Source organism: Burkholderia sp. MS389 (genome assembly GCF_016899425.1).
Classification (GTDB): Bacteria; Pseudomonadota; Gammaproteobacteria; order Burkholderiales; family Burkholderiaceae; genus Burkholderia; species Burkholderia sola.
In genome coordinates, this window is sequence record NZ_CP045995.1 from 1,063,635 (window position 1) to 1,088,984 (window position 25,350).

At 69.1% G+C, this 25,350-nt stretch carries 22 protein-coding genes; 3 read left to right on the forward strand and 19 right to left on the reverse strand.

Features of this window, described 5'->3' with window-relative positions:
* Positions 1 to 24: 24 nt before the first annotated feature.
* The 15 genes from asnB to GJG85_RS21215 all read right to left on the reverse strand — a co-directional run bounded on the left by asnB (position 25) and on the right by GJG85_RS21215 (position 16,346).
* Positions 25 to 1,995 carry an asparagine synthase (glutamine-hydrolyzing) gene (gene asnB / locus GJG85_RS21145; RefSeq protein WP_050015037.1) on the reverse strand — a complete coding sequence of 657 codons (1,971 nt, stop codon included), beginning with the start codon at positions 1,993 to 1,995 and terminating at the stop codon, positions 25 to 27.
* Positions 1,996 to 2,263: 268 nt separating this feature from the next.
* Positions 2,264 to 3,295 (reverse strand): EscU/YscU/HrcU family type III secretion system export apparatus switch protein, encoded by a 1,032-nt coding sequence (locus GJG85_RS21150; RefSeq protein ID WP_124595235.1) that lies wholly within the window; start codon positions 3,293 to 3,295, stop codon positions 2,264 to 2,266.
* A gap of 16 nt (positions 3,296 to 3,311) precedes the next feature.
* Entirely contained in the window at positions 3,312 to 4,121 is an 810-nt protein-coding gene (gene sctT / locus GJG85_RS21155) for a type III secretion system export apparatus subunit SctT (protein WP_069619387.1), read from the reverse strand.
* Complete coding sequence (locus tag GJG85_RS21160; protein ID WP_204384383.1) at positions 4,115 to 4,783, reverse strand: hypothetical protein; 669 nt, start codon at positions 4,781 to 4,783, stop codon at positions 4,115 to 4,117. The genes sctT and GJG85_RS21160 overlap by 7 nt, the downstream gene beginning before the upstream one ends.
* Positions 4,776 to 6,152, reverse strand: coding sequence for a type III secretion system ATPase SctN (sctN, locus tag GJG85_RS21165; protein ID WP_050015031.1), 1,377 nt, complete (start codon positions 6,150 to 6,152; stop codon positions 4,776 to 4,778). The genes GJG85_RS21160 and sctN overlap by 8 nt, the downstream gene beginning before the upstream one ends.
* Complete coding sequence (sctL, locus tag GJG85_RS21170) at positions 6,149 to 6,778, reverse strand: type III secretion system stator protein SctL (RefSeq protein WP_050015029.1); 630 nt, start codon at positions 6,776 to 6,778, stop codon at positions 6,149 to 6,151. The genes sctN and sctL overlap by 4 nt, the downstream gene beginning before the upstream one ends.
* On the reverse strand, positions 6,760 to 7,500 hold the full coding sequence (locus tag GJG85_RS21175; RefSeq protein WP_089489547.1) for a SctK family type III secretion system sorting platform protein: 741 nt from the start codon (positions 7,498 to 7,500) through the stop codon (positions 6,760 to 6,762). Before GJG85_RS21175 ends, sctL begins: the two co-directional genes overlap by 19 nt.
* Entirely contained in the window at positions 7,497 to 8,381 is an 885-nt protein-coding gene (gene sctJ / locus GJG85_RS21180; protein WP_050015026.1) for a type III secretion inner membrane ring lipoprotein SctJ, read from the reverse strand. Before sctJ ends, GJG85_RS21175 begins: the two co-directional genes overlap by 4 nt.
* A gap of 53 nt (positions 8,382 to 8,434) precedes the next feature.
* A complete protein-coding gene (locus tag GJG85_RS21185) occupies positions 8,435 to 8,911 on the reverse strand; it encodes a hypothetical protein (protein WP_050015024.1) in 477 nt (158 codons plus the stop codon).
* 124 nt (positions 8,912 to 9,035) lie between these two features.
* Positions 9,036 to 9,248 carry a hypothetical protein gene (locus GJG85_RS21190; protein WP_050015022.1) on the reverse strand — a complete coding sequence of 71 codons (213 nt, stop codon included), beginning with the start codon at positions 9,246 to 9,248 and terminating at the stop codon, positions 9,036 to 9,038.
* 138 nt (positions 9,249 to 9,386) lie between these two features.
* Positions 9,387 to 10,745 (reverse strand): type III secretion system inner membrane ring subunit SctD, encoded by a 1,359-nt coding sequence (sctD, locus tag GJG85_RS21195; RefSeq protein ID WP_089489548.1) that lies wholly within the window; start codon positions 10,743 to 10,745, stop codon positions 9,387 to 9,389.
* On the reverse strand, positions 10,726 to 12,771 hold the full coding sequence (gene sctC, locus GJG85_RS21200) for a type III secretion system outer membrane ring subunit SctC (RefSeq protein WP_050015018.1): 2,046 nt from the start codon (positions 12,769 to 12,771) through the stop codon (positions 10,726 to 10,728). The genes sctD and sctC overlap by 20 nt, the downstream gene beginning before the upstream one ends.
* Complete coding sequence (sctS, locus tag GJG85_RS21205) at positions 12,771 to 13,049, reverse strand: type III secretion system export apparatus subunit SctS (protein WP_006480854.1); 279 nt, start codon at positions 13,047 to 13,049, stop codon at positions 12,771 to 12,773. The genes sctC and sctS overlap by 1 nt, the downstream gene beginning before the upstream one ends.
* Positions 13,046 to 15,262: a type III secretion system export apparatus subunit SctV gene (sctV, locus tag GJG85_RS21210; protein ID WP_050015017.1), complete on the reverse strand. Its 2,217-nt coding sequence runs from the start codon at positions 15,260 to 15,262 to the stop codon at positions 13,046 to 13,048. The genes sctS and sctV overlap by 4 nt, the downstream gene beginning before the upstream one ends.
* A 250-nt stretch (positions 15,263 to 15,512) precedes the next feature.
* Entirely contained in the window at positions 15,513 to 16,346 is an 834-nt protein-coding gene (locus tag GJG85_RS21215) for an autoinducer binding domain-containing protein (protein ID WP_050015015.1), read from the reverse strand.
* A 281-nt stretch (positions 16,347 to 16,627) separates the two neighbouring features.
* Between GJG85_RS21215 and GJG85_RS21220 the strand changes: the two genes are divergently transcribed.
* The gene (locus GJG85_RS21220) at positions 16,628 to 17,536 is read left to right on the forward strand and encodes a LuxR family transcriptional regulator (protein ID WP_050015089.1); all 909 of its coding nucleotides are present in this window, start codon (positions 16,628 to 16,630) and stop codon (positions 17,534 to 17,536) included.
* Positions 17,537 to 17,658: 122 nt separating this feature from the next.
* Here GJG85_RS21220 and GJG85_RS21225 read toward each other — a convergent pair whose 3' ends face one another.
* On the reverse strand, positions 17,659 to 19,305 hold the full coding sequence (locus tag GJG85_RS21225; RefSeq protein WP_050015013.1) for an NRAMP family divalent metal transporter: 1,647 nt from the start codon (positions 19,303 to 19,305) through the stop codon (positions 17,659 to 17,661).
* Positions 19,306 to 19,427: 122 nt separating this feature from the next.
* Positions 19,428 to 19,565, reverse strand: coding sequence for a hypothetical protein (locus GJG85_RS21230; protein ID WP_162838124.1), 138 nt, complete (start codon positions 19,563 to 19,565; stop codon positions 19,428 to 19,430).
* Positions 19,566 to 20,648: 1,083 nt separating this feature from the next.
* Here GJG85_RS21230 and GJG85_RS21235 point away from each other — a divergent pair.
* Positions 20,649 to 20,918 carry a hypothetical protein gene (locus tag GJG85_RS21235; RefSeq protein WP_089489770.1) on the forward strand — a complete coding sequence of 90 codons (270 nt, stop codon included), beginning with the start codon at positions 20,649 to 20,651 and terminating at the stop codon, positions 20,916 to 20,918.
* Positions 20,919 to 21,010: 92 nt separating this feature from the next.
* Positions 21,011 to 22,501 carry a carbohydrate porin gene (locus tag GJG85_RS21240; protein ID WP_204384384.1) on the forward strand — a complete coding sequence of 497 codons (1,491 nt, stop codon included), beginning with the start codon at positions 21,011 to 21,013 and terminating at the stop codon, positions 22,499 to 22,501.
* Positions 22,502 to 22,621: 120 nt separating this feature from the next.
* Here GJG85_RS21240 and treA read toward each other — a convergent pair whose 3' ends face one another.
* Both treA and GJG85_RS21250 read right to left on the reverse strand, forming a co-directional pair.
* Positions 22,622 to 24,340, reverse strand: a complete 1,719-nt coding sequence (gene treA / locus GJG85_RS21245) for an alpha,alpha-trehalase TreA (RefSeq protein ID WP_050015008.1) — start codon at positions 24,338 to 24,340, stop codon at positions 22,622 to 22,624.
* A gap of 137 nt (positions 24,341 to 24,477) precedes the next feature.
* On the reverse strand, positions 24,478 to 25,107 hold the full coding sequence (locus GJG85_RS21250) for a TetR/AcrR family transcriptional regulator (protein WP_050015006.1): 630 nt from the start codon (positions 25,105 to 25,107) through the stop codon (positions 24,478 to 24,480).
* Positions 25,108 to 25,350 lie beyond the last annotated feature (243 nt).

Genomic DNA, 25,350 nt, shown 5'->3' on the forward strand with positions numbered 1-25,350 from the left:
TGGCGCCGCGCGCGGCACGCCGCATCACGTCGCCCGCTGATGTTCCAGCCACGCCTGGAACATCAGCACCGTCCACAGCTGGTGCTGCCAGTTCATCCGGCCCGTCTGGTGCTGGCGCCACAGCCGCTCGACCGCCGCCGCATCGAAGAAGCCTTCGTCGCGCAGGCGCGACGGCCGCAGCAGCGCGTCGGCCCAGTCGCGCAGCGCGCCGCGCAGCCAGTGGTCGACGGGCGCGCAGAAGCCCTGCTTCGGCCGGTCGATCAGCGCGGACGGCACGTACCGGTCGAGCAGCCGGCGCAGCAGCGCCTTCGACTGCCCTTCCGGCAAGCGCACCGACGCCGGCACGCGCCACGCGAATTCGACGACGTGATGATCGAGGAACGGCATGCGCGTCTCGAGGCTCACGGCCATCGCCGCGCGATCGACCTTCGCGAGGATGTCGGTCGGCAGGTACGTGAGCGTGTCGATCGCCATCGCCTGCTCGGCGAAGCTCAGGTGCGCGGGCCACGCGGATACCGTGTCGAGCGGCGTCGGCGGCTCCTGCCCCGCCAGCGCGATGCGCTCCGGATGATGCACGGACGACATCAGCAGCCGGTACAGCCCGATGCGGCTCTCGGCGGTCATCACATGGCCGAGCTTGTGCAGGCGATCGCCGATGCGCGACGACGATTCGCGCGCTTCCACGCCGCCGCCCCATGCGCCCTGCGCGACGGCCGCGAGCTGGTCCGCGTGATCGGGCCGCAACGCATGCAGCGCGGCGGCGATCCGCGCGCGCACCGCCGCCGGCACGCGATGCAGCTTGCGCCACAGGCGCGGCGTCAGGAAGTAGCGCGTATAGCCGCCGAACAGCTCGTCGCCGCCGTCGCCGGACAGGCTCACCTTCACGTGCCGGCGCGTCAGTTCGGACACCAGAAAAGTCGGGATCTGCGACGCATCGGAAAACGGCTCGTCGTAGATCGACGGCAGCTTCGGCACGACGCCGAGCGCGTGGTCGGCCGTCACGTAAAGCTCGGTATGGCGCGTGCCGAGATGGCGCGCGACGGCCTTCGCGTAACCGGCCTCGTCGTAGCCGGCCTCGTGAAAGCCGATCGTAAACGTGTCGACCGGCGACGCCGATTGCGCCTGCATCAGTGCGACGATCGCCGACGAATCGATGCCGCCCGACAGGAACGCGCCGAGCGGCACGTCGGCTTCCATCTGCCGCGCGACGGCCTGGCGCAGGATCGTGTCGAGCTGATCGACGGCTTCGCCGGCGCTGCCCTCGAACGGCTGCGCGCGGCCCGCCTCGATCGCCTGTTCGAGCGTCCAGTACGCACGCACGCGCGGCGTGTCGCGCGCATGTTCGAACTGGATGTACGTGCCGGGCGGCAGCTTGCGGATGCCGCGATAGATCGTGTAAGGCGCGGGCACGCTCGACTGGCGCAGATACAGGCACAGCGCGTCGCGGTCGATCGTGCCGTCGAAGCCCGGATAGCCGCGCAACGCCTTCAGCTCGGACGCGAACACGAGCGCGTCGCCGATCCGGCCGTAGTAGAGCGGCTTCTCGCCGATCCGGTCGCGCGCGAGCGTCAGCACCCGCGACGCGCGATTCCACAGCGCGAACGCGAACATGCCGGTCGCGCGCCGCAACGTGGCCTCGACGCCCCACGCGACGATCGCCGCGATCAGCACCTCGCTGTCGGAGTGGCCGCGCCACGCCGGTGCGCGCCCCGTGCGCTCGAGCTCCGCGCGCAGTTCGCGATGGTTGTAGATTTCGCCATTGAAGACGAGGACGTAGCGGCCGCACGCGGAAGCCATCGGCTGCCGGCCGTGCACCGACAGGTCGACGATCGCGAGCCGCCGGTGGCCGAGCGCGATGCCGGCTTCCGGGTCGACCCAGATGCCCTGCCCGTCCGGCCCGCGATGCGCGAGGCTCGCCGTCATTCGCGCGAGCGTGCCGCGCGCTGTCTCCTCATCGAAGGCGACGCTATTCAGAAAGCCGTCGATTCCGCACATTGATTTGTCTGCCCCTGTTGACCTGTTCCGTCACGCACCGCGCACCTCGCGGCCCGCCGTCGGGCATGACGGTCGAGCCATATTACGAAGAAATAAATCAGCAATAATTCACCAGTGAATGCGGGCACCGTCCGGAAAAAAATGGACGTCAAGCGCCGCGTGCGGATGGCCAGATCACGGGGCCATATCGAATCCCGCCGGATGGCCGGCAGGCAAGGCAGGCAAAAAAAGGGGGGCATACCGGCATGACGCCCTCCGGAACGCCGCGTCACGCGGCGCCGGTCGCCCATTTCAGCAACTGCGCGACCTCGCGGAAGTGCTGCGGCTGGATCGTGCCGTTCTCGGGCGTCGTCTCGTACAGCGCCTGCGCGAGCCCGACGTTCGCGAGCGTCGGGCGCAGCGCGTCGCGGGCCAGCCGCACGATCCGCTCGGCCGCGTCGCCCTCGCCGCGCGCGAGCACCCACGGCAGCGAGCCCATCCCGCCGTAGTAGAGCGCGACCGCGACGCGCGGCGAATAGACGACCACCGACGCATAGCCGACCCGGTCCGGCAGCGATGCGAACTGCACTTCGCGCGCGAGCTGGCGGCGCTTCGCCTCGATGTGCGGATCGCCTTCGTCCTCCTTGTGCTCGCGCCGCACTTCGTCGATCGACATTTTCATTTTCTGGTTGAATTCGTGCCGCTGGTGCACGATGTCGATCAGCGCCATCACGATGTAGATCAGCGCGGCCCAGCCGAACAGCAGCATCAGCAGCTTCACGATCAGCGCGAGGATCGAGACCGGCCGCGTGAAGCCCGACTGCACGGACGGATCGAGCGACTCGACGATCAGCCAGCCGAGCGTCGCGACGAGCAGCGCCGTCTTCAGCAGCATCTTCGCGAGGTTGACCAGGTTGCGCAGCGACCACAGGTTCTTCATCCCCTCGGCCGGGTTGAGCCGCGACAACTGCGGCACGAGGCGGCTCCACGCCATCACGCCGCCCACCTGCACGAAGCCCGCAAGCAGCCCCGCCAGCAGCCCGGCCGCGACGATCTGCGCGGACTGCGTGGCCCAGTCGCGCGCGGCGCCGTCGATCAGCACCGCGAGCCGCGCGGACGGATCGGCGGCGCCGACCGCGTCGAACACGAGCCGGAACAGCGCCTGCAATCGCGCGAACATCGAACCGATGCCCACCGCGAGCGCCACGCACACGCCGACGAAGAACGCCGACGACACCGTTTCCGCGCTCTTCGGTACGTCGCCCTTCTCGCGCGCCTCGCGCAGGCGCTTCGCGGTCGGTTTCTGGTCCTTTTCGGCCATGTCGGCTCCCGCGCGCTCAGCCGCCGCCGTGCGCGGCGAACAGCGCGCGCAGCAGCGCCATCAGCCCGCTGTCGGGGCTCAGCAGCGAATGCAGCGACGCGTACACCACCGGCAGGAACAGGACCATCATCAGCAGCGCGAGCGCGCTCTTCAGCGGCTGCGAGAACACGAAGATGTTGAGCTGCGGCACCGCGCGCCCGACCAGGCCGATGCCGAGTTCGACGAGCACCAGCACGATCGTGACCGGCGCGGCGAGCTTCACCATCCATTCGAAGATCGTATCGGTCTGCCGCACGATGAAGGTTTGCAGCATCGACGAGAAATCGGGGCCGAGCGAGCCGATCGGCCACCATGCGTACGACTGCGCGAACAGTTGCACGAGCACCTGCAAGCCGCCCGCCGTGACGAACAGCGCGATCGCGACGAAATTCAGGAATCCGGACGTCGGGCCGCCCTCGTGCCCGCCCATCGGATCGAAGAACGCGGCGCTGCCGCTGCCGGTCTGGAAGTCGATCAGGTAGCCGACGCCCTGGATCGCGAACAGCACCGCGCTGAACGCGCCCGCGAGCAGCATGCCGACCACCGCCTCCTTCGCGACGAGCAGGCACCACATCAGGAACGGCAGCGCGGCGACCTGCGCGGCGTCGATCGTCGGCGCGACGAACGCGGCGATCACGACCGCGATCCCGTTGCGCACGAGGCCCGTGATGATCTGCTCGTTGAACACCGGCACGACGAACATGATCGGCAGCAGGCGCGGCATCACGTAGAGCAGCGGCCGCAGCATGCCGGCGACGTCGTTGAAACCCGCGGCCTGGTCTAGCATCGGCGCTCCGCGACGGCGGGCGGGGCGGAGTCGTCGGGCGAGGCGGACGGGCCGGTTTTAGCCGTGATGTCGGCACCGGTTTCCGCTTCGGTCATTGCCGCATCGAACGCGGCGGCGGCCTCCGGCGGCGTGGACGCATGACCGGCCGCGTCGCCCGCGCCGGCCACCCAGGTGCCGCCCGTCGCGAAGCGCCGCACCGCGTAGCCGTCCGCGACCTCGTCGGCGTCGCGCTCGACCCGCGCGGCGCGCGCGTGCAGCGCCTTCTCGCCGGCCTTGTCCAGCTTGTCCTCGGCGGCCTTCGCCTTGCGCGCGGCGCGCTGCAGGTCGGCGAGCGTCGCCTCGTGGCCGCGATGCACGTGCGCGGCCTCGCTCACCGACGCGTTCGCGGTGCCGATATGCCGGTCGAACGTGCGCGTATCGGCCGCCGCGTCCTGCAATGCGCGCGCTTCGCGCACGTCGTCGGCGAGCCGTGTCTGGATCGCGGCCTTCGCGGCGACCTGCTGCGCGAGCTGCGCCTGCGCGGCCGCCAGCGCGCGCCGGCTCTGCGCGGCGATGCCCTGCTGGCGCGCGGCCGCGACGCGCGCGATCTGGCTTCGCATCTCGCGCACGCGCTTCAGGCGGGCGAGCGTCGCGAGCACGAGACGGTCGTCGGCTTCAGACATGATCGTTCGCCAGCTTCGTCAGTTTCGCGAGCAGCGCGTCGAAGCGCACGTCCTCGTCCGACGCCTGCGCGCAGAACGCGCCGATCGCGTCGCGCGCACGCAGCGCGAGATCGCCGAGCCGGTCGCTGCCTTCGCGATACTCGCCGATCTGCACGAGCAGCTCGATTTCCTGGTACTTCGCGATCAGCTCGCGCACGCGCGCGGCCGCATGCTGGTGCGCGCGGCTCGCGACGAGCGGCATCACGCGCGACAGGCTCGCGAGCACGTCGATCGCCGGATAGCGGTTCGCGAGCGCGATCTTGCGCGACAGCACGATATGGCCGTCGAGAATCGAGCGCACTTCCTCGGCGATCGGGTCGGATTCCTCATCGCCTTCGACGAGCACCGTGTACAGCGCGGTGATCGATCCGCGCGCGCCCTGCCCCGCGCGTTCGAGCAGGCGCGGCAGCACCGCGAACGTCGACGGCGGAAAGCTGCGCCGCGTTGGCGGCTCGCCGCTCGCGAGGCCGACCTCGCGCTGCGCGCGGGCGAAGCGCGTCAGCGAATCGACCAGCAGCAGCACGCGCTTGCCCGCATCGCGAAAGTGCTCGGCGATCGCGGTCGCGACCAGCGCGGATTTCACGCGCTCCATCGCGGGGCGGTCCGACGTCGACACGACGACGATCGAACGCGCGCGCACCTCCGGCGACAGGCTGTGCTCGATGAATTCGCGCACCTCGCGACCGCGTTCGCCGACCAGCGCGATCACGTTCACGTCGGCCTGCGCGCCGCGCGCGATCATCCCGAGCAGTGTGCTCTTGCCGACGCCCGACGGCGCGAAGATGCCGACGCGCTGCCCGACGCCGAGCGTCATCAGGCCGTCGATCACGCGCACGCCGGTCGGAAACGGCGTGTCGATCAGCTTGCGCGCAAGCGGATTCGGCGGGTCCTGCTGCGTCGATACCCACGCGGCGCCCGTCACCGGCCCGCGATCGTCGAGCGGCCGGCCGAGCCCGTCGAGCACGCGGCCGAACAGCCCTTCGCCCACCGGGAACACATGCTCGCGCCCAGACGGCACGACGGTCGTCTCCGGCGACAGCCCGGCCACGTCGCCGAGCGGCGTGAGCAGCGTCGTCTGCCGCGAGAAGCCGACCACCTCCGCAAGCAGCGTCGGCTGGTTCGGCGTGCGCAGCTCGCAGATCTCGCCGAGCCGCGCGCGGATGCCCGTCGCGTTCAATATCTGCCCGACCGCATGGTTGACGCGGCCCTGCACCGACACCGGCGAAAAAAACGCGAGCCCCGCGTCGAGTTCGCCGACGAGGCGGCCGCGATCGAACGGCGCGCCGTCGTCGTCGCCGAACGACGGCGGATCGTCGAGCGGCGCGTTCATCGCGCGGCCCCCTTCAGCGCGTCGCGGCGAATCGCCTGGCGCAACGCGTCGATCTGCAGGTCGAGGCTCGCGTCGATGCGCCCGGACGGCGTCTCGACCGTGCACGCGTGGCGTTCGAGTCGAGCGTCCTCGACGATGCGGATCTTCTGCCGGTTCGACTGCCCGGCGAATGCGCCGTCGAGCGCATCGCGCATCTCGTCGGTGCGGCCGGGCGCGATACGCACGATCAGGAACGCCTCGTCGCGCACGAGCGGCGCGATCCGCGTGAGCGCGGCCTCGTACAGCTTCTGCGTGCTCATCTCGCCGACGATCGCGCGCACGGCTTTCACGACGATATCGGCCATCGCGTCCTTCATCGTCTCCATCGTGCGCGTGGCGGCGAGCGCCTGCGTGTACGCCTGCGCGGCCTGCTCGCGCTGCGCGCGGCGCATGCCTTCGTCGTAGCCGGCCGCCTGGCGCTTGTCGAATTCGCGCTGCGCGTCGGCGACGATGCGTGCCGCCTCTTCATGCGCGGTCGCGATCACCGCGGACGCGTCGAGCAGCGCCGCGTATTCGCGCTCCTTGAGCACCTTGCGCTCGGACAGCAGCTGCAGGTTGTCGCTCGTGATCAGAAAAGCCAGTCCCATGACGCAAGCCTCTCGGGAATCAGAAACAGGAACATCAGTTCGCCGAACTGATCGCGCTGCGCGCGGTTCAGCCAGTACGGCGCCTCGTCGTCGATCGCACGGTTGAATTTCAGGCGCACGCGCCGCGCGACCGCATCGCCGGCCACGCCGATGAAATCCGCGAGCAGCCGGCCGCCGCGCGCGCGGATCACGACCGGCAGCGCGGCGGGATCGGCGCGCCACGGTTCGAGCGTTTCCGCGAGCGCGCCGAATTCCGGCGCGCGTTCGAGCGCCAGCTCGAGCGCATCGCCGCCGAGCCGCGCCGCGACTTCCGCGCGGATGCGGCGCCCGGCCAGCGCGTCGCGCAGCCACGCGCGGTGCAGCAGCAGCCCCGCATACGCGGCCAGTTGCTCGAGCGCCGCGCCCGGCAGCAGCGCGAGCCGCGCGCACGGGTTCGCGACGTCGAAGTCGTGCCGGTCGGCCACGCCGTTCGCGTCGAGCAAATGCCGCGCGAGCAGCTTGCGGCCGGCCGCGCCGAACGCGTCCGGCGAACGGTAGCGCGCGGGCCAGTCGGCCGGCACGCGGGTCACGTGCAGATAGCGGTCGGGCCGCAGGTTGAAATCGCAGACGAGCGCATGGAACGCGGCAGCGCGCGCGGCCGGCGGCGGCGCAAGCGGGTGCAGCCATGGCAGCCGCGTCGCGTCAGACGCGTCGCCCGGCGGCCGCGCGTGCGAATCGCTCATGCGCCGTCGCGCGCGCCGTCCGGCGTGCGCAGCCCGCCGCCTGCCTGCTGCGGGGCCGCGCCGCCGCCGTTCGCGCCGCGCGGTGCGCCGAGCAGCCCCGCGAGCCGCGCGCCGAACATCCCGCGCCGCGCGGCCGACAGCGCGATCACCGCGCAGGTCAGCAGGATCAGCGCGAACACGAGCCAGCCGAGCGGCGAGCGCAGCCGCAGGATGTCCGACACCGCGCTGCCGATTCCGTCCACGCGCGTCGCGCGCGCGGCGGCCGGCTGCAGGAACAGCGACACGTTGTCGTACTGCAGCCCTTCGATGCTGTGCGCGACGAGATCCTTGACCATCGGCGCCATCGCGCGCAAGTCGACGCCCGGCCGATAGCGGATGTACACCGCGGCCGACGACGGCTTGATCTTGTCCGCGAGCGGATCGTTCTCCGGAATCACGACCTGCACGCGCGCGACGACCACGCCCTCGATGTCCTGCAGCGTGCGCGACAGGTCCTGCGACACGCCGTACAGGTAGCGCACGCGCTCCTCGGCCGGCGTCGACACGAGGCCCTGCTTCTGGAACAGCTCGCCCAGGCTCGCATAGCTCGGCTTCGGCAGCCCGTTCGCGTGCAGCACCGTGAGCGCAGACTGCATGTCGCCGTCCGCGACGCTCACGAGCCACGCGTTGCGGTCCGACGTGTCGCGCGCGTCGTTGTCCTTCGACGCGCTGATGCCCGCGTCGCCGAGCACCGCGATCATCTGGTTCGCGTCGCGCTCCGACAGGCCCGAGTACAGCTCCTTCTGGCACCCGGCCAACAGCACGAGCAGCCCCGCGAGCAGCGCGCGCGCCGCCCGGCTGCGCCACGCATGCATGCGCGGCGTCGAATCGATCGTCGTCATCGTTTTTCCGCGTCAGGGCGCATGAGGCCGTATCCTCCGGCCCGCACGCGCTTTCACTCCTGCGTCTTCAGCACCGTATGCGTGAAGCCGTTCGCCGCCTGCGCAACCGACAGGCTCAACTGGTATTCCGAAATCGTGGTGGTTGCGGTCCACTGGAAATCCATCGCCTTCACCATCGTCATCAGCGGGTCGCTGCGGCTGTCCGCCATCGACGTCAGCATCTCGTTGCGATGCTTGTCGATGTTCGCGTACCGCGAATCGAGATCGTTGCCGTACGTGCGCAACCGCTCGACGAGCGACGACTGGTTCGCCTGCGCGGGCGTCATCTGCACGGCCGGCGCCGCATCCGCCGGCGCGCGCGCCATCGCGACGCCCGACGAAGACGGCGGGGCGACCGCCGACGCGCCCGGCTGCATCAGCGCATCGAACTGGCGCACCTGCGCCGGATCGGACGCCGTGCCCGTTTGCTGCGCGGCACTCGCGAGCGCCGCCGCGCCCGGCGGCGCCGCGCCTACGCCTGTTACCGACATGATCGTGTCCTCCTTGACCGGCAGAGCCGGGAACGGGCCGGCCGGCACGCATCGACGCCACACCGGGCGCCCGTCACGGGCGGCCCCGGCATGCGACGTCGCGCGGCGCGGCCGGCGACCGGCGTCACGCGCGGCCGGCGGAACTCAGGTGTTGCGCAACCTGGGCGTTCGCCGTCCCTTCCTGCGCGGTCACTGCGTTGCTGGTTTCGAACGTCGCAGTCGATTGCTGAACCTGGAAGTTGATCTTGGTCAGTTCGAGCTGCGTCTTGGTCAGGTCGTCGGCCTGCTTCTGCACGTCGCCCGTGTTCGTCACACCACCTGTTGCCGAGGTACCCATGCTTCGCTCCTTTACGTGAACCACACACCATCTTCCGGCGGCGGCCCCATGCCCCGCCGGCGACGTGACGCGCCGCATGCGCGGCGTGTCGCGTAATGCGCGCATCGCGAAACGCGCTGCGCTGATCCTGTCGCGACGCTAGTGCGTCGCGCCTTTCGATGCGCCGGCCGCCGCGACGGCTGGCGTCGCCGGCGCATCGGGCAACAGCGTCGGTCCCGGCACCGGCTGCGCGACGCCTGCCGCCGCCCCGCTCGCGAGCGGCGCCACGGGCGGCGCCGGCGCCTGCTCGGGCGCATGCGCCGACGGGCCGCCGAGCGGCATCGTGATGCGCTGGCCGTTGCGCTCGAACACCACTTCGTCCGGGCCGATCGACACGACGGTCGCCCCCTCCTTCAGCCGCGCGCCTTCGAAATAGCGGCTGCCGTCGACCGTCTCGATGTAGCGCTGGTCGCCGCCGCCCGCGAACACGGTCGTGATCTCCGGAATGCCCGCCGTGCCGCCGAGCGTCGTCGCCGTGCGCGGCGCGGCCGCATCGGCGTCGCGCACGTGATCGACCACCTCGAGCGCCGGCCGGGCATCCTTCATGTAGTTGCGGATGCGCGGCTCGATCTGCGCGCGCGCGGCCGTGCCCGTCAGCTCGATCCGGCCGCGCCCGAGATACGTGACCGTCAGCGCCGTATCGCTGAAATAGGTCTGCGCGGTCGCGACCAGATCGCTGACCACGTAGATGTTGCCGAGCGCCGCGTTGTCGACGCCCGCGACGATCTGCGCGACGCGCTCGCGCGCGGCCGGGTCGCTCACGTAACCCGACACGATCACGCCGTCGTCGCGCGGCGCGACCGCCAGCTCCGGATACGCGTGCAGCAGTTGCTGCAGCCGGTGCGTGCGCGCGAGCACCGATTCGTGCTGCCACGGCAGGCGCCCCGACCATGCGACGAAGCCGTAGCCGAGTGCGCCGAGCAGCACGCCGACCCACAGCGCGACCAGCGCGATCACGAGCCGCCGGCTGCCCAGCCGCCGCAGCCCGCCGGTGAGCCAGCCGAGCCATGCGGCCTCGCGCGCGGTGTCCGGCGTATCGGTTTCGTCGGGCAACGCGACGCTCGCCTGCGCATGCCGTGCGATGCCGAGCCGGATCGAGCCGACGGTCACGACGTCGTTCGGCGTCAGCGAGCGGCGGCCGCTGCCGAGCGGCTCGTCGTTGAACAGCACCGGCGCACCGGTGTCGCCGCCGTGGTTCTGCACGGTCACCGCGAGCGCGCCGACCTGCAGGCACACCTGTTTCGCGCCGATCTCGCGATCGGGCAAGATCACTTCGCAATCGGCCGCCGTGCCGACCCAGTTCGCGCCGCGTGCGAGCGACATCGTGCGGCCGTACATCGGCCCGCTCAGGAAGCACAGGTTCCACGGCGACGCGAGCGCGGCCGAACCGGCCCCCGCGCTTCCCGCGCCGCCGGGCAACGCGCCGTCGCCGTGCGGATCAATGATGCTCGTCGACATGCGTGACCACTCCTGCGGTCGTCGCCGCCGGCTGCGACGCCGCGCCCGCAGGCGGCGGCGGCAACGCGGGCGGACCGAACTTCGTGCCGGGCAGCGGCTTCGGTGTCAGCGGCACCGCGACGTCGTTGTCCGGCGGCCGATACATCGACAGCCCTTCAGGGTTCGCCGGACCGTCGACGCCCGGGTTCACGGGCGAGCCGTCCGGCGCATACATCGACGCATTCGTCACGACGCGCGGCGTCAGCAGGTAGAACCGCTCCATGTGGTTGCCCGACTTGTCGGTGTACTTGAACAGGTTGCCGATCAGCGGAATGTCGGACAGCCAGGGCACGCCGCTCTTGTTCAGCCGCACCTCGTCGTCGTTGAAACCGGCAATCAGCAGGCTCTTGCCTTCGTCGATCATCGTCTTGGTGACGATGTTGCGCTGCTGGATCACCGGCACGTTCGACACGGCCTGCCCCGGCACGATGTTGCCGTCCTGGATGTCGATCGACATCATCACGCTCTGCGAGTTGCCGGACACGGCGGCCGCGTTGCGGATCGCCTCGTCGACGATCATCGGCGTCACCTTGATGCTGGTGCCGGTCGTCACGCTGTACAGCGACGAATCCTGATAGCCCGGCACCTGCACGTAGAACTGCGTGAGGTTCTCGAGGATCGCCTCGGTGTTGTCGAGCGCGAGCACCTTCGGCTTCGATCGCAGTTGCGCCTGGCCTTTCTGCGCGAGCGCGTTCACGCGCGTGAGCAGGTAGTTGCGCAGCGACCCGCCGATCGACGCGGTCAGCGCGATGCCGGTCGGCATGAAGGCGCCCGTCTGCCCGGTTTCCGACGTGCCGATGCCGAACGTCAGCGGCGGGTTGCCGGCGCCGTTGTACTGCGTGTTGCCGTTCAGCGCGTTCTGGCCGTTGCCGATCTGTACGTCGCCGTGCGTCGTGTGCAGGCGCCAGTCGATCCCGAGGCTGTCGAGCGAATCCTCGTTGATGTCGATGATCGTCACGTTGATCTCGACGATGCGCGGCCGCTCGTCGAGCTGGCCGATCAGCGACTGGTAGCGGTACATGTTCTCCGGCAGGTCGCGCACGATCACCGCGTTGATCGCGGGATCGGCGACGATCTGCGGCAGCGTGTCGCCGCCGCCGTTGTTCGAGAACGGCGAGAACCCGCCGCCCATGCTGCCGTCCGCACCGCCATAGCCGCCCTGCCGCGGGCCGCCGGAGATGTCGGGGAAGTCGAGGCGCGGCACCGCAATCGTCAGCCCCGAGCCGAGCTTCACCTGGCGCGCGGCCTGCCCGAGCGGCGTGCTCGACGGCGCCGCGACCGTGTCGCCGGTCTTGCCGAACAGCCGGCGCAGGATCGTCGCGACGCCCGGCACCGTCACTTCCTTGCCCGAGCGATTGATCGTGAAATCCGACGCCCAGCCGTATTTCAGACGGAACGCGCGGATGTCCGCATGCGCGCCGTTCGCCGACGGATCGCCGACCGAGCCGATCGCCTGCCGCACGAGCTCGACGTAGCGGCGCGGGCCGGCCACGTACACGCTGTTCGCGCGATCGTTGATCACCAGCGTGTAGCGCTTGTCCGGAATCTGCATCGCCTGCAGCGCGCGGCCGATTTCGCCGGACGCGTTCGGCGGGATCGGGATCATCTGCGTTTGCGACTGGTCGGCCGGATCGACGTACAGGAACGAGCCGTCGTAGTACCACGTGAGCCCGTAGGTCGAGCAGATCGTGTCGAGCGTCTGCTGCGGCGTGCCGGAAAAGCGGCCGCTGATCACGCCGTCGACCTTCGGGTCGACCACCGCCGTCACGCCCTGGGACGACGCGAGCTCGCGGATGAAGTCGCCGATCTTCTTGCCGTTCGCGACGATCGTGAACGGCTTGTTGCGCCAGCGCAGGTCCGCGGCGCGCGCATGCTGCGCGGGCGCCATGCACAGCGACGCCGTGAGCAGCGCGGTCGCACACACGGCAAGCGCGGCCCGTTGCAGGCTGCGCGGTTGAAACCGGATCGAGGCGACGCGTCGACGCATCAAAGGACTCCTGTGGAAGAAACGAACATGCGTTCCAGCGCCTGCTGTGCGAAGCGCAGCACTTCGCCGCCGAGCCAGCCCGACAGCAGCACGAGCGCGACCATCACGGCGATCAGCCGCACCGCGATGCCGATGTTGGCGTCCTGCACCTGCGTGACGGCCTGCAGGATCGCGACGACGAGGCCGGTGACGGTCGCGATCAGCACGATCGGCAGCGACAACAGCAGCACGAGCATCAGCGCCTGGCGCGTCAGGTCGAGGATCGTCGAGCTCGTCATTGCATGGCTCCCGGCGCGCGCACGTCGGCGCCCGCGCCGACCGTGCCGTCGTCCGGCGGGTTCTTCACCCAGCCGACCGTATGCAACTGCACGTCCTCCTCGACTTCCTGGTACGACAACACCGCGAGCTCGGGCAGCACCGGCTGCAGAATCGTCTTCACGTAGCGGCGCGCGCCGAGCGCGACCATCACCGCGAGCCGAGCGGCGCCCGGCGCATTGCCGTGGCCACCGTGGCCGCCGGGGCCGGCCGCCTGCGCGGCCTGCACGATCGCGCGCACCTGTTCGCCGATGTCCTGCTTGACCGCGCTCGACAGCGCGAGGAAATTGCCCTGCTTCGTGCGCATCACCGCGCTTTCGATCCGCTCCTGCAGGTTCTGCTCGAACAGCACGACCCGCAGCTGGCGCGCCGTGCCCGCGTGACGGTCGGTGATCATCCGGCGCAGATCGACGCGCACGAGTTCGACCAGCGCGATCACGTCGTCGGGCTCGTTCGGCGCCCACGTGATCAGACTCTCGAAGATCACGCGCAAGTTGCGGATCGGCACCTGTTCGGCGAGCAGCCGACGCAGCACTTCGGTCACGCGCTGCAGCGGCACGAGCCGCGTCAGTTCGCCGACGAGCTCGGGGTGATCGCGGCGCACCAGATGCACGAGCGCCTGCGTCTCCTGGATGCCGAGCAGCTCGTCCGCATGCTGGCGCACGATCTGCTCGACGTGCGCGGCCAGCGCGCTTTCGCTCGACAGCCACTTACCGTCCGGCGCCGTGCCGTCCGGCTTGATCCACAGCGCGGTCGCGAACGGACCGAACGCCTCGGCCGGCTGGCGCTCCGCGCGCTCGGGCAGCGGCGCGACGCCGTCCCACAGCAGCCAGCCCGGCTTCAGCGCGCCGTGCGCGGCGAGCACGTCCTGCAGGTAGATCCGGTACGTGCCGGCCGGCGCGCCCTCGTCGTCGTTCAGCGTGATGCGCGGAAACACCGTGCCGATGTCCGCGTCGACGCGCGCCTTCGCGCTCGACAGCGCCGCCTGCAATTGCGCGAGGTTCAGGCCCGTGCGTAGCTCGTCGGACAGCGACACCGCGATCAGCGACGTGACGCCCGCCGCGTGCGACACCTTCGCGGGCTGGCCGTCGTCGGCCGCGCCGACGCGCCCCGCGACATGAATCAGGTTGAAGCTCGGCGCCGACGTCTTGCGCTTGAGTTGCGAGAACGCGAACGCACCGAGGCCGAGCGCGATCAGCGCGAACGACCATTTCGGAAAACCGGGCACGACGAGAAAACCGGTCAGCACGAACGCCGCGATCAGCAGCGCGCGCGGGTGCGCACCCAGTTGCTCGCCGAGCTGTTCGCCGAGCTGGCGCTGCCGCGCATCGCGCGTCGCCACGCGCGTCGTCACGATGCCGGCCGCGATCGACACCAGCAGCGACGGAATCTGCGACGCCATCCCGTCGCCGACCGTCAGGATCGCGTAACGTTGCAGCGCCTCGCCGATGTCCATCCCGTGCATCAGCGTGCCGACCGCGATGCCGGCCACGATGTTGATGAACGCGATCACGAGGCCCGCGATCGCGTCGCCCTTCACGAACTTCATCGCGCCGTCCATCGCGCCGTGCATCTGCGATTCCTGCTCGAGCTTCTCGCGGCGCTCGCGCGCTTCGTCGGCGCTGATGATGCCCGCGCGCAGGTCCGCGTCGATGCTCATCTGCTTGCCCGGCATCGCGTCGAGCGAGAAGCGCGCGCCGACTTCGGCCACCCGCTCCGACCCTTTCGCGATCACGATGAACTGCACGACCGCGATCACGAGGAACACCACACCGCCCACCACCACGTTGTTGCCGACCACCAGCCGCCCGAACGCGTCGATCACGTGGCCGGCGTTCGCATGCAGCAGGATCAGCTTGCACGACGCGATGTTCAGCGCGAGCCGGAACAGCGTCGTAAACAACAGCAACGCGGGGAACGACGAGAAGCTGACCGCCGACGGCACGTAGGTCGACACCGTCAGCAGCACGACGCTCGCCGCGAGATTCAGCGAGATCATCCCGTCGAGCGCGGTCTGCGGCAGCGGCAGGATGAACAGCGCGACGACCGCGACGATGAAGGTCGCGAGAAACAGGTCGGCGCGCGGCGATGCGCCCCCGAGGCGCCGTCCGGACACGCCGCGGCCGGCGGAAAACAACCGCTGCCAGTCGCGGGGGAGCGCCTTCGGTTCAGCCATCGTGCCGTCGTCCTGTCGTTATCGCCGGCTGGCACGGGCAAGCCTTCCCCGTGCTGCGCGGACCGTTGAATGGGACGAGTGTAGCGACGGGAACCGCAAGAAAAAGAAGCGCGCCTCGTAGCGTGAAAGCGCGTTTTCGTCAGACGATCGAATCGGACTACGAAACCCGGCGGCCGGTTCGGGCACGCGTCGCCGGAACCGCTTCCATCGCGCGCCGGGGCCGCCGGCGCGCGTGCCCGAAGACGTCAGATCAGGACGGCAGCCGCCGCGCGGCGAGGTACGCGAGCTGCGCGCGATTCTGTACGTTGAACTGCTTTTCCAGCGAGCGGATATGGTGTCCGACCTTGTGCAGCGACGTACGCAGCGCGCTCGCGATCTCCTGGTCGGACAACCCGTGCACGAGCCGGTCGAGCACCTGCTGCTGCTCGTCGCCGAGCGCGAAGCCGCGCATGCGCGCGACACGCGCCTCGAGGAACGGCAGCGCGACGCGGTGCACGGCAAGACTGACCGACAGCGCGCCGCCGATCACGCGATCGTCGATCCATTCGGTACCGTGCGTTTCCGACGTCAGGTTCACCGCGACGCGCAGGTCGAGGCGCGGCGCCGACAGACTGAAGATCACGCCGCTATTCATTGCATGCGCACGCAAGTGGCCGGCGAGCGCCAGCACCTTGCGATCGCCGCTGCCCTGCGCGGCCGCCTCGATCTCGTCGAGCCGCCACGCGACCGGGAAGCCGCTCTGCCGCACCTGCGCGAAGCGCGGGTCGCTTTCGTACAGCATCCCTTCGATGAACGGCTGCATGAACGTCGCCGGCGCGAGATCGCGCAGCAGATGCGCGCGCAGAATGCGGCGCCCGATCATTTCGTACGCGCCGTAACCGAGCGTACTGAATCCGATTTGCCGCAATCGCGCATGGCATTGCGCGAAATCGAATGACGCAAGGTCGGTTTTACCGGGCGCTATTTGAATACCGGTAAAAACGTCACGCTCGATGGTGTGATATTCGTTCGAATAAGCGGCAGCGGCCGCGATATCGGCTTGTGAGAACCACTCGACGCGTGGTGCGCCGTCAGCATATGTCATGAGGAGCCCGCCCTTTCCCAATATGTGAAACTGCGCCCCGTCACGATCTGGTCTTTTCTTTATGATTTTCTGGTCGTCGTTATATGCACGCGAACATGAAACTTTCGCCGCGATTAGTATTACGGCATATTACCCACACACCGGCATTTTTGTACAATGCCCCCGCGTTTCGTCAGGGATGACGACGGCGCAATCACAACGATGCTCGGTCGCACCGCCGCGAATGCCGTACACGATACGGCCGCCGCCAGGCGATGCGCGTCGATTCCGAGGGATGGCTCATGTCCGATATTGCATTGCATGAAGAAGCGGTCGCCCCAACCAGCTTGCCGCGCTCGTCGCGCGTGTCGAACGCCGGCGCGGACGCGCTGCGCGAGCGCGCCGTGCAGGTCGTCTGGTGCGACGACGTGAAGCGCGGCGACGACGCGCAGCCGCACGCGCCGAAGCTCGGCGTCGCCGATACGCTCGCGCTCGCGCAGAGCACGGCCGAGCGCAACCGTATCGTCACGAGCCTGCTGCACCTGACCGGCTTCTCGACGTTCGCGTATTTCGCCCTCGAATTCACGCGCGAGCGCGTCGAAAGTCTCTACCTGCACGAAGCGTTCACGCCGGCCACCTATCGCGGCGACTACGTGCGGCACAGCCATCACGACGTCGATCCGCGCACGCTCGGCGCGCGCGTGTGCAACATGCCGATCGTGTGGGATCTGCAGCAATTGCGCCGCGCGCACCGCGAGCGCGACGACGCGCCGTCCGTGAGCCCGGCCGCGCTCGACGGCTTCCTGCAGACGATGCAGGACGACGGGATGTGCAGCGGCATCATGTATTCGATGGCCGTGCCCGGCACGCGGCTGCACGCGTTCATGAGCTTCACCGCGCCGCGCCGCACGCGCGAATGGATCACGCCGGCGACGATCGAGCAGGCGCTGTCGATCGGGCTGTCGGTCCACAAGTTCGCGTCGCCGCAACTGATCTCGACGTCGCGCGAGCGTGCGGTCAACGGGCTCACGCCGTTCGAGCAGGAGTTGCTGCTCGGCATCGCCGAAGGCGCGTCCGACAAGGAGATCGGCCGGCGCCTCGACACCAGCGCGCACAACGTCGACTATCACCTGCGCAAGCTGCGCAAGCGCTTCGGCGTCGCGAACCGGATCCAGCTCACGTATCTGACGTCGAAGCTCGAGCTGATCTGACACGCGGCGACGGCGCAACGCCGTTGCGCGTCATCGCCCGCGTAAACGCACATGCCGGCCTCGCGGGCCGGCATGGACGGGCGGCGCCGGGTCTGGCGCCGCTTCTTGGCAGACGATCGCCGTTACTTCAGCAGCGTCATCTGCACGACCTTCACGATCACGAGGCCGACCGCGATCACCAGATAGCCGCGCAGCACGGCCATCCAGATCCGCGTCGCGAGCGTCATGTTCTGCGGCGCCAGCGTGTCGAGCGGCGGCATGCGCCACGTGTCACGCAGCGAGCGATCGACGGCCGGCTCGACGACGCGCTTGTTGCGGCGAATCAGTACCGTCGCGAGATAGCCGGCGATCGCGAGCACGGTGCCGCCCACCAGCACGTCGACGATCGCTTCGCCGCTGATGTCCGGATACATCACCGACGCGGTCAGGATGATCGACAGCAGCACCAGCACCCAGATCACCGCGCCCGTGAACACGTTGAGCTTCGTCGAATTGACCCAGGGGCCGAGCACCTGGCGGTCGTTGCACAGCACCAGCAGAAACACCGTCGCGCTCGGCAGCAGCACGCCGGCGAGCGTCTGCACGGCTTCGGTCAGCAGGCCGAGCGGGCTGCCCGGGATCAGCACGAGCGTGGCCGCGGCCGCGACGATGCCGAAATACACGAGATAAAAGCCCTTCGCGTCGGTCACGCCGCGGTGCAGCGAGTGGCGGATCTTGAACACGTCGCCGATCGCGTAGGCGGTCGACAGCGACACGGCCGCCGCGCCGATGATGCACGCGTCGAGCAATGCGACCGCGAACAGCGTCGCGCTCGTGCGGCCCGCATACCGCTCCAGGCCGGCGATGACGCCGCCCGCGTCGGTGAAGTTGCCGGCTTCCGGATGGCCGCCGAACAACGCCGAGCTGAAGCCGATCATCGCGACCGCGCCGACCAGCACGAACGCGATGCCGATCCACAAGTCGGCCTTTTCATATTTCATGAAGCGCGGCGTGATGCGCTTGTCGATCACGTAGCTCTGCTGGAAAAACAATTGCCACGGCGCGACCGTCGTGCCGACGATACCGATCACGAGCAGCATCACGTCCGACAGCTTCGCGTGCGCGGGCCAGTTCGGCACGAAGAAATCGCGCGTCATCTGCGCGACCGGCGGGTGGATCGACACGAGCACCGGCACGAGCAGCAGGCTCAGCACGCACAGCCCGATCGCGAACCGCTCGAAGCGCCGGAAGTCGCCGGTACTGACGGCCGCCATCGTCAAGGCCGCGGCCACGCACACGCCGGCCACCTTCGGCAATCCGAAGAAATCCAGCACGAACGTGATGCCGATGAACTCGGTGACGATGGTCAGCGCGTTGAGCAGAAACAGGTCGATCACGCTGAACGCACCCCAGAACTTGCCGAAGCGTTCGAAGATCAGCCGTGCATGACCGACGCCCGTAACGGCGCCGAGGCGCAGCACCATTTCCTGGTTCACGTACAGCACGGGCACGAGCAGCAGCAGTGTCCACAGCAGCGTCGTGCCGTAGTTCTGGCCGGCCTGCGTATAGGTGCCGAATGCGCCGGCGTCGTTGTCGCCGACCATCACGATCAGGCCCGGGCCGATGATCGCGAGCAGCGTGCGCAGGCGCGCCCACCACGTGCCGCGCGCACCGGTGTCGTGGTGCGAGATCGTGCCGAGCGCACCGCGGATGTCGCCCAGATGGGCTTCGTCGAGCACGGCGCTGCGCTCGACCGCGATCGGTGGGGAGACGTTGGAGGGCGTGGACATGATGTATTCCGTACGGCTAAGGGTTATGCGATTCGATGAGCGTGTGACCTTGGCATGCGCGCGGGACGGCCGCTCGAAGGCGGGCGCGCGTGCGCATGCCGAGGCGCGCTCGGCGCTTCTTTTCAGTGGATCAACGCTTTCAGCTGGTTCAGCAGGCGGGAGAACACCCGCGGACGGGCGTCGAGCGTCAGCATCGCGTCGTAGTGGTGGCGCGATTCCGTGACGTGCGGAAGGTTCGACAGCAGAAGGCCGAAGTTCATGGTCTGGCTCCGTGCGGCGACGGCATCGTGCCGGCCGCGTCGTGGGCGCGGGGCCAGTCCGGTGCCTGAACGACGTGTCAGGCTAGGCGGCCGGCGTGTCCCCGCGACCCGGGTTCAAAAGGGTCTGCGTATGCAACGGGCATAAGGGACAACTGTCACTGTCGTTCACGGCGGCTCCTGTGCGGTGTTCCGGAGAACACGGTTGACCGCCGTCCGGCGGGCGGGCCGGCGTTCGCGCGCCCGGAGAACGGATGCGCGAACGCGGCCGCCTGCCTGGCGGCGGTGAAACCGGGCAACGCATGCGAGAACGCATCACGCTAACCGGCGCGAATCAGGGTGCACGTAGGGAGTGGCTGCGGAATACTGCTGCGCGCACCGTTTGCCCGGGAGACAAACGGCGGCGTCGATGAGGCGCGGACGTCGGTCGCTCAGGCGGAAATGTCGTTCGAAGATCGACTACTGCAGGCGTCCAAGGCGGCGGCCCCAAGAGTGAAGATGGCGGATTCTATGGACCGCCCGAAAGTGAAGTCAACCCCTTGAAACCCCATTTTTCGAAATAAATTCCCCGCCTGACGCGACTGAAAGATTTGCCCTTGAAATAACGTTCCGAAACCTTTCAGCGCCGTCATCACGCGGCCGGGCGCCGATGCGTGCGAGCAACGGCCGCGGCACCCTACTGCGCATCCTTTTGACGATCGCCCGGCGGCCAAGTGCCAGCCCCGCCCCGCGGCGACGCGCACGCGACACAGCGCATCTTTCGTGCGTTTTCTGCTTGCGCCGCAGCAAAAGTCGCGACTACAATCCGCCCCAATTCATCAAGGGAGTCCCTCCGTGGACACATGCTCTAGTTGCAGTTCGATGCCGGTCCAGGCCGGCCAAGCCATCGCGAGATAGCAGCCAGACACATGTCTTTCGCCGCTAGCTCGCATTCGTCGGGTTAGCGCGCCTCCTCCCGGGCCGGCCATCGCCGGTTCGTCAGTCGCACGCTCCGTTATGTTCCATCCTCCGATCGCAGGGTCGCGTCACGCACCCGCGCTCGATCACGTCGTCCGGCGTTCGCCGGACGGAAACGGAGGCAGCGTCATGTTCTTTCAATCGTTCGCGGTCAGGCTCAAGCGCGTCGTGCACGTCGCGTGCGACCGCTCGTTCGTTTCCGGCCTTTCGCCGCTCACCCATGTGTTGAGCAACTGCCGCGGCTTCGCGCTCGCCCATGTGCCGGCGGCGCCCCGCCTGCTCGATTGCGTGCTGATCGCCGCGACGGCGGCCGCGGTCGCGCTCGCCGCGCTGCTTTGCTCGGTCGCGCCACGCGTCGGCTTCGCGCAGGTATGGCGCGTCGGCGGCTGGCTGCCGTAATCCCTCTGCGTCCGTGCGGGCCGTCTCGCCATGCGTCCCGCATCCCGTTCCCGTTTCTTCAGCCTAACGAATCAAACTGCCAACGGAACCAAATGAAGAACACTCTCGCACCCGTCCCGCGCAAGCGTCGCGTCGATGCGCTCGCCGCGCTGCTGCTGTCGTTCGCCGCCGCACCCGCATTCGCGCAAGCGACGTCTCCCGCCGCAACCGAACCGGCGGCCGGCGCGCGCGATGCGGCCGCCCCCGCGCAACAACAGGCCGCCGATGCTGCCGCGCCCGCTCCCACCGGCTTGTGGGAGCGCTCGAACCTGCTCGGCAACATCGGCGGCCTGCGCGACGTGCTCGACCAGCACGGCGTCACGCTGAACCTGCAGGAAACCAGCGAGTACCTGTACAACACGTCCGGCGGCACGGGGCGCGGCGGCGCGTACCAGGGGCTCACGCAATTCGGCTTCAACGTCGACACCGGCAAGGCGATCGGCCTGCCGGGCGGTACGTTCAACGTGTCGGGGCTGCAGATCCACGGCACCAACCTCTCGCAGCGCTACCTGCAGACGTTGCAGACCGCGACCGGCATCGAAACCAATTCGACCACGCGCCTGTGGGAGCTCTGGTATCAGCAGTCGCTGCTCGACGGCAAGGTCGACGTGAAAGTCGGCCAGCAGAGCGTCGACCAGGAATTCATGGTGAGCGAGAACGCGGCGACGTTCATGAACGCGACGTTCGGCTGGCCCGTGCTGCCGTCCACCGACCTGCCGTCCGGCGGCCCCGCGTATCCGCTGTCGGCGCTTGGCGTGCGTCTGCGCGTGAAGCCGGCCGACGCGTGGACCGCGATGGTCGGCGTGTTCGACGGCAACCCGGCCGGCCGCAGCGACGGCGACGCGCAGGTGCTGAACGCGCACGGCGCCAACTTCAACCTGCGCAGCGGCGCATTCGTGATCGGCGAAGTGCAGTACGCGCTGAACGCGCCGGCCGCCGATCCGAAGGCGCCGCCGCCGGCCGGCCTGCCCGGCACGTACAAACTCGGCGCCTGGTATCAGTCGCAGCACGCGAACGATCCGCGCTACGGCACCGACGGGTTGTCGCTCGCCGATCCGGCGAGCAACGGTACGCCCGCCACGCATCGCGGCAACTACGGCTTCTATGCGGTCGCGGACCAGATGGTGTGGCGGCCGTCGGCCGACAGCCCGCGCTCGGTCGGCGTGTTCGCGCGCGTGATGGGCTCGCCGGGCGATCGCAATATCGTCGATTTCGCGGCCAATGCGGGCGTGACGCTGAAGGCGCCGTTCGTCGGACGCGACAACGACGTCGCCGGCATCGCGATCGGCTACGCGAAGATCGGCTCGCATGCGCGCGGCCTCGACGGCGACACCGGCGCGTACACGACGCCCGGCTATCCGGTGCGCCGCGCGGAGACGGTCATCGAGGCGACGTACCAGTATCAGGTCGCGCCGTGGTGGCAAGTGCAGGCCGACCTGCAGCACTTCTTCCGTCCGGGCGGCGGCATCCCGAACCCGAATGCGGCCGGCGCGCGCATCGGCGACGAGACGGTGGTCGGCGTGCGCACGACGATCACGTTCTGATGCCCGCCGCATCGAGGCACGGGCCGGACGGCCGCTTGCGCGACGGCCCGGCTCATGTGGTGGCTTGCCGTGCGAGCATGCGGCCCGCGCCGCCGTGCGTTAGGCCCGCGCCGCCGTGCGTTACTCGCCGTACAGCCCCAGCAGTTTCAGCGTGACGCCGTTGGTCCAGCCGAAGCCGTCCTGCAACGGATATTCGCCGCCCCCGCCGCCACCCGTTCCGGTGCCCTCGACCACGTACTTCTCGACGAGCTTGCCTTCGGCCGCGTACACCTGCTTCACGTCGGACAGGAAACGCGTGCCGATGTCCTTCGCGAGCGCCGGTTCGCCGTAACGGCGCAGCCCGTCGATCGCGATCCACTGCAGCGGCGCCCAGCCGTTCGGCGCATCCCACTGCTGGCCCGTGTTCTCGGTCGTCGTCGCGAGCCCGCCCGGCTGCAGCAGCGTCTTGCGCACTTCGCGCGCGGTCGCCTTCGCGCGCTCCGGCCACGCGACGCCCGCGAACAGCGGATACAGCGCGGCCGCCGTCACGCCGTCGCGCGGCTTGCGCAACTGCCAGTCATAGTCGCCGTAATAGCCGCGACGATTCCACAGGTAGTGATTGATCGCGGCCGCACGCCGCCCCGCGCGCGCCGAGAAATCGGCCACGCACGCGATGTCGCGCGTGACCACGCAGCCCTTCACGATCGTCGTCTCGAGATGGAACATCAGGCTGTTCAGGTCGACCGGCACGATCGACGTCGTGCGGATCGTCGCGAGCGTCTTGCCGTCGCCGAACCAGCGCGAGCTGTAGTCCCAGCCGCTTTCGGCGCCCGCGCGCAGGTCGCGGTACACCTCGTTCGCCGGCCGGGACGGCACCGATTTCGCGGTCGTCACGTCCTCGAGATACGACTCGTCGCGCGGCGTGTCGCTCGCATCCCAGTAGCGGTTCAGCACGGCGCCGTCGGGCATCGCGACCACGTTGCGCGTCGCCTGCCCGCGCGGTGTCGTGGTTTCGCCCTGCATCCAGTACGCGTGCTCCTTGCGCAGCGCCGGCAGGTATTTCTGATAGACCTTGTCGCCTTCGACCTGCGCGGCGAGCGTGACCATGTACGCGAAGAACGGCGGCTGCGAGCGGCTCGCGTAGTACGTGCGATTGCCGTTCGGGATGTGCCCGATCGTATCGATCAGGTATGCGAAGTTGTCGAGCATGTCGTCGACGAGATCCTCGCGCCCCGACACCTGCAGCCCGAGCATCGTGAAATAGGTGTCCCAGTAGTAGCCTTCGCGGAAGCGGCCGCCCGGCACGACGTACGGCTTCGGCAGCGGAATCAGCGAACTGTACGGGGGCGCCGCGGTGCTCGTGCGCGTGAGCTGCGGCCACAGCCAGTCGATGTGCTGGCGCAGCGTCTGGTTCGGCGGCGGCGTCACGCCGCCTGTCGCGGGCGGCGTGAAATGCTGGTCGACGAACGCCTTCAGCGAGAAGCCCGGCTGCGATTTCTGTTGCTGATACAACTGCACGATCGTCGCGGGATCGGTATCGGGCGTGGCGTCGACGAAGGTCTTCTGGTCGGGATAGAGCTGCGCGGTCTGCACCGCGACGAACAGGTCGCCGTAGAGCTGGCTCGGCGGCGGCAGCAGCGTGCCGGACGCGGGAGCGGATGCGGCTGCGGGGGTGGCCGGCAACGCGGACGGGCTCGCCGCTTGCGCGGCGGCCTGGTGCGCATTGTCGGCCTGCGCGGCGCAACCGGCGACGGCGAGATAGGCAATGGCCAGTGCGGCCGCCCAGCGCGGACGCGGCGCGGGCGGTGACTGACGCGACGGGAAGCGAGATGCAAGCGGTGCGGCACGACGTGACGTCATGGCGTGTCCCCTCCTTTCGAATGGTGAGTGGATCGGCACGAGGTCTCGTTCGCGCGCGCGTTCGTCTCGATGGCCTTCGATCGATACGCGTCATGTTGTGGTGCGAATGGGCCTGACTGTCGCACGAAACATGCATGTCAAGCAAGTTTCGATTCGCGCGACTCGCGGAGATAGCCGCGTACCGCCCGCCACGCACGCGCTTCGAGCGCATCCGCATCGGTCTCGCCGCGCGCGCCCGCCGCATCGACGATGCCTTTCACGATCGCGAGCAGATCGTGTGCCACGACGCCGGGCGCGGCGACGCGCGGCGCATCGCGCAGCCCGAGCGCATGCAGCAAGGTCGCGTGGATGCGGTCCGCGACGCGCGCGGTGCGCGCGCCGAGCGGCAAGCGCGCCTCCTCGAAATCGATCAGCCGCGCGAGCACCGGCCGGCGCATCTGATGCGCGACGGCCCCGCGCACCAGCGTGCGCAGCACGTCGTCACAGCACGACAGCGCGGCGGCCCGGTCGACGTCGTCGAGCAGACGCGCGCTCTCGCGCTCGACGAGCGCGGCCGTCAATGCATCGCGGTTCGGGAAGTATTGGTAGAGCGAGCCGATACTCACGCCGGCCAGCGCGGCCACCGCGTTCGTCGTGTAACCGTCGAAGCCGTCGCGCTCCAGAATGCGGGCGGCAGCCTCGACGATCGCATCGACGGTGGCCACCGAGCGGCGCTGGCGCGGCGCCTTGCGCGGCGAAAGCGGAATGCGCGACGACGATTCGGACATGGCGGGAAGGCGGCTTTCGAATGTGAGCAAGTGCTCATATTCTAGAAACGCACGGACACGCCGTCAAAAGGAATCGACATGACCGGGCCCAACGTCGTCCCCGCTCGTCGCGCATTCCAACGCGAACGCGCGGTCGACTTGCCGTGCGGCAAGCGGTTCGCAGATCACCGCGTCAACCTCCGGCCTCGCATCGAAAACGCGTGCGCATCGCGACGACGATGCCGCGTCGTTCATCGCCCAGGC